The sequence below is a fragment of the Pseudomonas sp. FSL R10-0399 genome, assembly GCF_009600165.1.
Classification (GTDB): Bacteria; Pseudomonadota; Gammaproteobacteria; order Pseudomonadales; family Pseudomonadaceae; genus Aquipseudomonas; species Aquipseudomonas helleri.
This window is the reverse complement of record NZ_WIWK01000169.1, coordinates 1-9,354: the sequence shown is the minus strand read 5'-3', so window position 1 is coordinate 9,354 and position 9,354 is coordinate 1. Positions and strand designations below refer to the sequence as shown.

Sequence of the window (9,354 nt, the reverse complement as noted above, 5' to 3'; positions counted from 1 at the left end):
GCATTACGGCTTCGACAAACCCATGCACGAGCGCTTGTGGCTGATGCTCAAGAACTACGCGCAACTGGATTTCGGCAACAGCTTTTTCCGTGGGGCCAAGGTCACTGACCTGATCTTGCAGAAGCTCCCGGTGTCGATCTCGCTAGGCGTGTGGGCCACCCTCATCACCTACCTGATCTCGATCCCGCTGGGGATTCGCAAGGCCATCCACAACGGCAGCAAATTTGATGTGTGGACCAGCACCGCGATCATCATTGGCTACGCCATGCCGGCGTTTCTGTTTGCCATTTTGCTGATCGTGGTGTTCGCGGGCGGCAGTTATGTGAGCTGGTTTCCGATCCAGGGCATGGTCTCGGACGACTTCGACAGCCTGAGCTTTTTCGGCAAGATCGCCGACTACCTGTGGCACATGGTCTTGCCGGTAAGCGCGCTGGTGATCGGCGGTTTTGCCACCCTGACCATCCTCACCAAAAACAGCTTCTTGAATGAAATCAGTCGCCAGTACGTGGTCACTGCGCGGGCCAAAGGTCTGACCGAAAAACGCGTGCTCTACGGCCATGTGTTACGCAACGCCATGTTGCTGGTGGTGGCCGGCGTGCCGCAGGCGCTGATCGAAGTGTTCTTTGCCGGTTCCTTGCTGATCGAAACCATCTTCAACCTCGATGGCATCGGCCGCATGAGCTACGAGGCGGCGATATCCCGCGATTACCCGGTGGTGTTTGGCACGCTGTTTCTGTTCACCCTGTTCGGGCTGTTGATCAAGTTGATCGGCGACATTTGCTACACCCTGCTCGACCCCCGTATCGACTTCTCGGCGAGGAATGCCTGATGTTTACCCTCTCTCCCCTGAGCCGTCGGCGCTTCGCCCATTTCAAGGCCAACCGCCGGGGCTGGTGGTCGCTGTGGCTGTTTATCGGCCTGTTTGTGGTCTGCCTGTGCGGCGAATTGATCGCCAACGACAAACCCTTGGCCATTCACTTCAAAGACCAGTGGTATTTCCCGATTGTCTCCAGCCACCTTGAAACCGACTTCGGCGGCGAACTGCCTTTCGAGCCGGATTACCGCAGCGAATACGTGCAGACACTCATCACCGGGCAAGGCGGCTGGATGCTCTTTGCGCCCATCCCGTTCAGTTCCGACACGGTCAACTACGACCTCAAGGTGCCCTCCCCAAGCCCACCCAGCAGCAGTAACTGGCTGGGCACCGATGAGCAGGCCCGTGACGTGCTGGCGCGGGTGATCTTTGGCGCGCGGATTTCGATCCTGTTTGCCTTGATCCTCACCGCCATCAGTGCGCTGGTAGGCATCACGGCGGGCGCCTTGCAGGGCTTTTACGGCGGCCTGGTGGACCTGATCGGCCAACGCCTGCAAGAAGTCTGGGCCGGGCTGCCGGTGCTGTACCTGCTGATCATCCTCTCGGGTTTTATCGCCCCGAGCTTTTGGTGGTTGCTGGGCATCATGGCGCTGTTCAGTTGGCTGGCCCTGGTGGACGTGGTGCGCGCCGAATTTTTGCGCGGGCGCAATCTGGAATACGTCAAAGCCGCACGGGCCTTGGGCTTGACCAATGGTGCGCTGATGCGCCGGCACATTCTGCCTAACGCCATGACTTCGACCCTGACCTACATCCCGTTCATTTTGACCGGCGCAATTGCCACCCTCACCGCCCTGGACTTTCTCGGCTTCGGCATGCCGCCCGGCACCGCCTCGCTGGGTGAACTGATCGGCCAGGCCAAGCGCAATCTGCAAGCCCCATGGCTGGGCCTGACCGCGTTTTGTGTGCTGGCACTGATTTTGTCGCTACTGGTGTTTATCGGCGAAGCCTGCCGTGACGCGTTTGATCCAAGGAGTTGAGATGAGCGACACACTGATCGAAATACGTGACCTGCGCGTTGGCTTTGCCGGGCGTGAAGTGGTGCACGGGGTCAACCTGGATATCCGCCGTGGCGAGTGCCTGGCACTGGTGGGCGAGTCGGGCTCGGGCAAGTCGGTGACGGCGCACTCGATCTTGCGCCTGTTGCCGGGTAAAAACGTCGAAACCCAAGGCAGCATCCGCTACAACGGCATCGACCTGGTGAACGCCAGCCCTGCGCAACTGCGCAGTCTGCGCGGCAACCGCATCGCGATGATTTTCCAGGAGCCGATGACCTCGCTCAACCCGCTGCATACCGTCGAAAAGCAAGTCAGCGAAGTATTGATCACCCACAAGGGCCTGAAAAAACGCGAAGCACGGGCCAGAACCCTTGAACTGCTGGAACTGGTTGGGATTCGCGACCCGCAACATCGCCTCAATGCCTACCCCCATCAGTTGTCTGGCGGCCAACGCCAGCGGGTGATGATCGCCATGGCGCTGGCCAATGAGCCAGAGTTGCTGATCGCTGACGAACCGACCACGGCGCTGGACGTCACCGTGCAGCAAAAAATCCTCGAGCTGCTGATCGACCTGCAACAGCGTCTAGGCATGTCGTTGCTGCTTATCAGCCACGACCTCAACCTGGTGCGCAAAATCGCCCAGCGCGTGTGCGTGATGCGCGGCGGTGAAATTGTCGAGCAAGCCACCTGCGAGGAGCTGTTCAAAGCCCCGCAACACCCTTACAGCCGCATGCTGATCGAGGCCGAGCCCAGCGGCAGCCCGGTGCCTGCTGACGATCAAAGCAACCTGCTCCAGGTCGACGACCTTAAAGTCTGGTTCCCTTTGCCCAAGTCGTTGTTCAGCCGAGAGCGGCATTACGTCAAGGCCGTGGACGGGGTCAGTTTTGAGCTGAAAAAAGGCCGCACCCTGGGCATTGTCGGTGAATCGGGCTCGGGCAAATCCACCCTCGGCCAGGCGGTGCTGCGGCTGGTGGAATCGCAAGGGTCTATCCGACTCGACGGCCAGCAACTCGGTGCCCTCAACCAAGACCAACTGCGGCCGTTAAGGCGCCACATGCAGGTGGTATTTCAAGACCCGTTTGGCAGCCTGAGCCCGCGCATGTCGGTGCAGCAGATCATCAGCGAGGGGTTGCTGGCCCACAACATCGGCACCGTGCAGGAACGTGAAGCCGCGGTGATCCGTGTACTGCAAGAGGTGGGGCTCGACCCTGAGAGCCGCCACCGCTACCCACATGAATTCTCGGGCGGTCAACGCCAGCGCATCTCCATCGCCCGGGCGTTGATCATGGAACCGGAGTTGATCCTGCTCGACGAACCGACCTCGGCGCTGGACCGCACCGTGCAAAAACAAGTGGTGGACTTGCTGCGTGACTTACAGGCCAAACACGGCCTGACCTACCTGTTTATCAGCCACGACCTGGCGGTGGTGCATGCACTGGCCCACGACATGATCGTGATCAAGGACGGCAAAGTGGTGGAGCAAGGCAACGCACAAAGCCTGTTCGGCAACCCGCAACACCCGTACACCCGCGAGCTGTTACAAGCGAGCAGCGTAACCCCCTGACCCAATCTGTAGGAGCGAGCTTGCCTCGCGATCTTTTGATCGTTGAAAAGATCGCGAGGCACACTTTAATTTTTTACAAAGTTTTACCAAAACTGGCACAGATTTTCCTTGTCATTGGGCGTTAGCAATTCACCGGTTGAAAACACAGCTTCCGGGGTGCGTAACCCGCACCAATTGCGACCGCGGACGTAAAAACTGTCCACATTCAGTGCAACGGCAGACCAAAAGTCATGCCATTGATCAGCTGTACAAAAGGAATAACAACGATGTCTGATGTGCACTCGCTGCAAATACTCCCCCGCCTTTACGCCTGCGCGTTCGCTTCGTGTACCCCGCCCGGCATCGATACATAGCCTGAGCTGCGCTATCACCCGATAGACGCTTTTCACCTGCACGCCCCCTCATTGGCCGTCTCTTCGCGAGCAGCCAACGCGGACCGCTTTGCTTTGAAAAAAGGTCAGACATGTCTGAATTTGACGCTATTACCGTTCCTCCCAAACGGCCTTGGGCCTATGTGTGGCATTACGTGCGCCTGTACCCGCGCTGGTACTGGGCAATCGCGGCGCTGCAAATCGGCGCTGCAATGACCGCCACCCTCATGCCCTATGCCATCGGCCGCATCACCGGCGCTGTGAGTGACGGCCTGTGGGACCACGCCGACCTGTGGCAGGCCAGCTTGCCCGCGCTGGGCCTGCTGTTTGGCCTGGCCGTGGCGCAAATGCTCTGCGCCCGAGGCGCCACGTTGTGCATGATCATGGTCCGGCCGCAGCAAAAAATACGCATCGTGCGTGACCTGTTCGCCTATTTGCAGCGCCATTCGGCCCGCTATTTCGGTGAACATTTTGCCGGCAGCCTGGCCCATCGCATCGGCGAAGGCAGCATTGGCCTGCTAGAGATCACCTGGAACCTGATCGTCGACATGCTGCCGATTCTGGTGGTGCTGATCACCAGCCTGGTATTGCTGACACTGGCCTCGCCCTGGCTGGGTCTGGGCCTGCTGGTGTGGGTGCTGGCCTACACATTGCTGGCGTTTGTGCTGTCACGCAAAGCGCAAGTACTGGCAGCAGATCATGCCAAAGCGCGCAGCGTGACCACCGGCAAAATTGTCGACGCGGTCAGCAACCTGGCCAGCATCCGCCTGTTTGCCCGCCAGGACTTTGAACTTGACTACCTGAACCGCTACCAGACCCAAGAAAAACAGGCCGCGCAGCGCTCGTTTTTCTACCAGGAGAAAATCCGCCTGCTGCAAGACAGCCTGTCGATTGTGTTGCGCGTCGGCCTGGTAGCCGTCGCGCTGTACCTCTGGCACCTGGGCAAGATCGACGTCGGCCAATTGGTGATGGTGGCCACTCTGGGTTTGATGATCGTGGCCCAGTGCAGTTATTTGAGCATGCAGTTCATGCAGTTTTTCGAATCGATCGGCAACATCCAGAACAGCATCGACACCCTGCTCAAGCCCCACGAAATGCCGGACAGCACCGATGCCCTGCCCGCACGCATCGAAAAAGGCGCTATCCGCTTTCGTGACGTGAACTTCGGCTACAGCCCGGACAAGCCGATCTTCAAACACTTCAACCTGAACATTGCAGCCGGTCAGCGCGTCGGGATTGTCGGACTTTCAGGCTCGGGCAAATCGACGTTGCTCAACCTGTTGCTGCGCGCCTACGACCCGCAAAAAGGTCAGGTCGAAATCGACGGCGTTGATATTCAGGGCATGACCCAGCAATCGCTGCACAGCCACATCGGCTTGATCCCGCAAGAGCCGGGCCTGTTTCATCGCTCCCTGCGGGAAAACATCGGTTATGGCGACGTTGATGCCGACGAATCGGCCATTGTGCTGGCGGCCAAACGTGCCCACGCCCATGACTTCATCCTGCACATGCAAGACGGCTATGACGCCTTGATCGGTGAGCGCGGGGTCAAGTTGTCGGGCGGTCAGCGCCAGCGCATCGCCATTGCCCGCGCCTTGCTCAAGAACGCGCCGATTCTGGTACTCGACGAAGCCACCGCCAGCCTCGACTCCGAAACCGAAAGCCTGATTCAAAGCAGCCTGGACGACATCATGGCGGACAAAACCGTGTTGGTTGTTGCGCACCGGCTGTCGACCATTGCGCATCTGGATCGGATTGTGGTGCTGGATAAAGGCTTGATTGTTGAAGACGGCAGTCATCAACACTTACTGGAACTTAAAGGCCTCTATTACCGACTGTGGCAACACCAGTCCGACGGTTTGTTAAGTGAAAAAGATGCCCGCGTAGATGAATTATTGGTCACGTAACTACCACGGCACTTTTAATGCCGCCTTTTATTAACTTATTAACCCAAAGCCCTCGCCATTAACACGCGGTGCTTTGCACTTGAAAGGACACTCATCATGAGTCACGCACAATCGTCACTCAGACGATTCATGCAAACATGTGCCGATATACCCGGTTTTATTTCATTGCGCCTGGTTGAACAACAAGCGCAAACATTGGGCGTATCGCGCAATGTTATTGAACCTCCTTCACTGCGCCATAGTTGCGGGGTTATGGTCTGCGTCCACATTGACAGCCAACAGGCCTTTGCAGCCACCAGCGATATCAGTCTGTCGGGATTGCAACAGGCACTTGAGCGCGCCCAACATACGGCCCAATCACTGCGGGGCCGGGGTTTACTGCACTACCCTGCCCCGCAAACACGGGATGTACAGGCGCATTACCGCTCACCCGATCTGGACCTGCCGTTGCCGGGCACCGCCGACTGGCTGGCCCTGTTAATGGAAACCTCGCAGAGCGTCCCCGGTGACCCGCGACTGGTGCACTGGTCCGCTCGTTTGCGTGTGGTGCAAGAACAACAGCTGTATCTGGATAACCAGGGCAATGACATTCTGCGCAGCCAGCAGCAGCTGTACCCCGAGGTGGGCGTCAATGCTTTTGACGGCCAGCAAAGCCAGCGCCGCACCTACAGCCTTGCCCAACAAGGCGGCGCCAATGTGGTCACTCAATCGGCACTGAGCGAGCAAGCCCGTCGCGTCGCCGACGAGGCCCTGCAACTGCTGCTGGCCCCGAACACCCCGCAAGGCCCGCGGGACGTGCTGCTGATGCCGGATCAAATGATCCTGCAGATCCATGAATCCATCGGCCACCCGCTGGAGCTGGACCGCATCCTCGGTGATGAGCGCAACTACGCCGGCACCAGCTTTGTCACCCCCGACATGTTTGGCCATTACCGTTATGGCTCTGACCTGCTGAATGTCAGCTTCGACCCCGGCGTGCCCGGCGAACTGGTGAGCTACAGCCACGACGACGAAGGCCTGCCGGCCGAAAAACACTTACTGATCAGCCAGGGGATTTTGCAGCGGCCCATGGGCGGCGCACTGTCCCAGGCCCGCAGTGACTTGCCGGGCGTCGCCAACAGCCGCGCCTGCAACTGGAACCGGGCACCGATTGACCGCATGGCCAACCTCAATATCGAACCCGGCGACCAGTCGATGGAGCAACTGATTGGCGGCATTGAGCACGGCATCCTGATGGCCAGCAACCGTTCGTGGTCGATCGATGATGCGCGCAACAAGTTCCAGTTCGGCTGCGAATGGGGCCAGTTGATCGAAAATGGCGAGCTGGGGGCCGTGGTTAAAAACCCGAATTATCGGGGCATTTCATCGCAGTTCTGGCGCAACTTTAGCGCCGTGGGCGACGCCTCGACCCACCAGATCATGGGCACCCCCAATTGCGGCAAAGGCGAACCCAATCAGGTTGTCACCGTGGGCCACGCTTCTCCGGCCTGTGTGTTCAGTCAAATAGATGTATTCGGAGGCCAGGCCTGATGAGCAATTGCCGATTCGCCAGCGCGTTCAAGGCGCTGGAACACTGGCTCAAGGGCCAGTTGCACACCGATGAACAGTTCACCCTGTGGTTTGAAGCTGAAGACAGCCAGTTCGTGCGTTTCAACCACGGCAAAGTGCGCCAGGCTTACCCGGTGCTACAACTTGAATTGACGTTGCGGCTGATCCGCGGCGAACGCCACAGCAGCGCGCAACTTAACCTGAGCGGCGATTTTGCACAGGATGCCGTCACTCTCGGGCACACCCTGACCGAGCTTCGCGCACTGCTCGATGTGTTGCCTGCCGACCCGTATTTATTACTCGACACGCAAGAATGGAGCACAGAACGGCAAGTGCCGGGGCAGGTTCCCGAGCTGCAACAGGTTATCGACACGATCTGCGACTTGAGCCAGGGCCTGGACATGGTCGGCATTTATGCCGGTGGCACGCTGTATCGCGGCTTCGCCAATAGCTGGGGGGCTTACGGTTGGCATCAATGTGCCAACGCGCTGTTCGACTGGAGCCTGTTTGATGCCAGTGGTGAAGCAGTTAAAAGCACATATGGTTCAGCCACGTGGGATGCTCAAGCGTTAAGTGACGTGTTTGTTCAGGCCCGTGAGCAACTCAAGCACCTGAGCACACCGCGCATCAGCCTCAAACCGGGGCAGTACCGTGCTTATCTGGCCCCTGCGGCACTGGAGGAAGTGCTGGGTTTGCTCAGTTATGACGCATTTTCAGCCAAGGCCTTTGCCAACCGCCAGAGCGCATTGCAGCAGTTGCAACTCGGAAAACAGCAGTTATCACCCTTGGTCAGCCTGCGCGAACAACCGTCCACCGGTTTTGAACCCGGCTTCGGCCCGGACGGCACTGCGCGTCAGGACATCGACCTGATCCAGACCGGAAAGCTGGTTGGGCAACTGGTCAGCTCACGCTCGGCCGCTGAATACGGCATGCAAGCCAATGGTGCCGACCGCAGGGAAATGCCCCACTCGCTGGTCATGGCGCCCGGCGAACTGGCCAGTAACGACGTGCTGAGCGAACTGGGAACCGGCTTGTACATCAGTAACTTGTGGTACCTGAACTATTCGGATGTAGGCTCTGCCAGCCTGACCGGCATGACCCGCTTTGCCACCTTTTGGGTGGAGAACGGACACATCGTCGCGCCCATCGAAACCATGCGGTTCGATGACAGCCTGTACAACCTGCTCGGCAGCAACTTGCTGGCCCTGACCCGCGAGCAAACGCTGTGCATCGACTCGGGGACTTATGAGCGGCGCAGCCTGAACAGCCATGTACTGCCGGGCGCGCTGGTAGAGCGTTTAACCCTGACCTTATAGGGCGCACTGTTTATAGGCACGCCCTCTTACTTTGGTGCACTTTTTTTGACAACTCTTAACTTTCGTCAGATTGTCAGACAAAGAAATTGATTATCAACGTTTATAACTCAAGTTCAAAACCGCTATTAAGCCGCGTTAATTAAGTTCAGCACTTATTAACGCGGCTTAAGGCACAAAACTGCCTCTTGGCGCTTAAATATCCACCCGACAAAGCGGCTTTTTTTTGACTGTTGGCATAGCCGTTGCAATACATAATTTAACGAATTCTTACAAAAATCCGGATCCGTTGACTTAACCAACAGGAGCTCAACATGACCCTTTATTCGCGCAGTGATTAAGGCCTTTTGACAGGCAAACATTCACCTGTCAGTGCGCCATTGAAACAACCGTTGAACGACAGTTCTCGTCCCTGCACGCAAGGGCGAACGGAGCCTTATTGCCCTTCATTTTGTCGAGGGACTCTTAATGAGTGACGAGGTAAAACATAAAGAACGGCCAGCCCCTCTATTGGCAGCTGAGCGTGTTCAACAGTGGACACATATCCCCCATGTGCCCAACACCTCACAGCCGGGCGGGCTGAGCAAGCCGCGCATTTTATTGTTGGTGGGTGTGGTTGTGCTGCTGCATGGCAGCGCCTGGTGGTTTTTCCAGCGCGCCAAGGCCGAGCCGGTGATTACGCCACCCGAAATCCCGGAAATGACCGTAGAACTAAGCAGCCCTGCGCCACCGGCCCCGCCGGTCGAAGAGCCGCCTCCACCACCGCCACCGCCGGAGCCCGT

General features: G+C 58.2%; 6 protein-coding genes and 1 pseudogene. All 7 read left to right on the top strand.

Going from position 1 to position 9,354, the window contains the following annotated elements; genetic code table 11:
- The coding region (gene yejB, locus GHO41_RS27525; RefSeq protein ID WP_153435181.1) for a microcin C ABC transporter permease YejB at positions 1-829 on the top strand (829 nt) is incomplete at its 5' end.
- Positions 829-1,851 carry an ABC transporter permease gene (locus tag GHO41_RS27520; protein ID WP_048369974.1) on the top strand — a complete coding sequence of 341 codons (1,023 nt, stop codon included), beginning with the start codon at positions 829-831 and terminating at the stop codon, positions 1,849-1,851. The genes yejB and GHO41_RS27520, both read left to right, overlap by 1 nt.
- Position 1,852: 1 nt before the next feature.
- Entirely contained in the window at positions 1,853-3,433 is a 1,581-nt protein-coding gene (locus GHO41_RS27515; RefSeq protein WP_153435180.1) for an ABC transporter ATP-binding protein, read from the top strand.
- A 463-nt stretch (positions 3,434-3,896) separates the two neighbouring features.
- Positions 3,897-5,711 (top strand): ABC transporter ATP-binding protein, encoded by a 1,815-nt coding sequence (locus tag GHO41_RS27510; RefSeq protein ID WP_153435179.1) that lies wholly within the window; start codon positions 3,897-3,899, stop codon positions 5,709-5,711.
- Positions 5,712-5,807: 96 nt separating this feature from the next.
- On the top strand, positions 5,808-7,241 hold the full coding sequence (locus GHO41_RS27505) for a TldD/PmbA family protein (RefSeq protein ID WP_371929055.1): 1,434 nt from the start codon (positions 5,808-5,810) through the stop codon (positions 7,239-7,241).
- Entirely contained in the window at positions 7,241-8,575 is a 1,335-nt protein-coding gene (locus GHO41_RS27500; protein ID WP_153330994.1) for a TldD/PmbA family protein, read from the top strand. Before GHO41_RS27505 ends, GHO41_RS27500 begins: the two co-directional genes overlap by 1 nt.
- A gap of 465 nt (positions 8,576-9,040) precedes the next feature.
- Positions 9,041-9,354, top strand: a pseudogene (locus tag GHO41_RS27495) (energy transducer TonB); the annotation flags it as partial.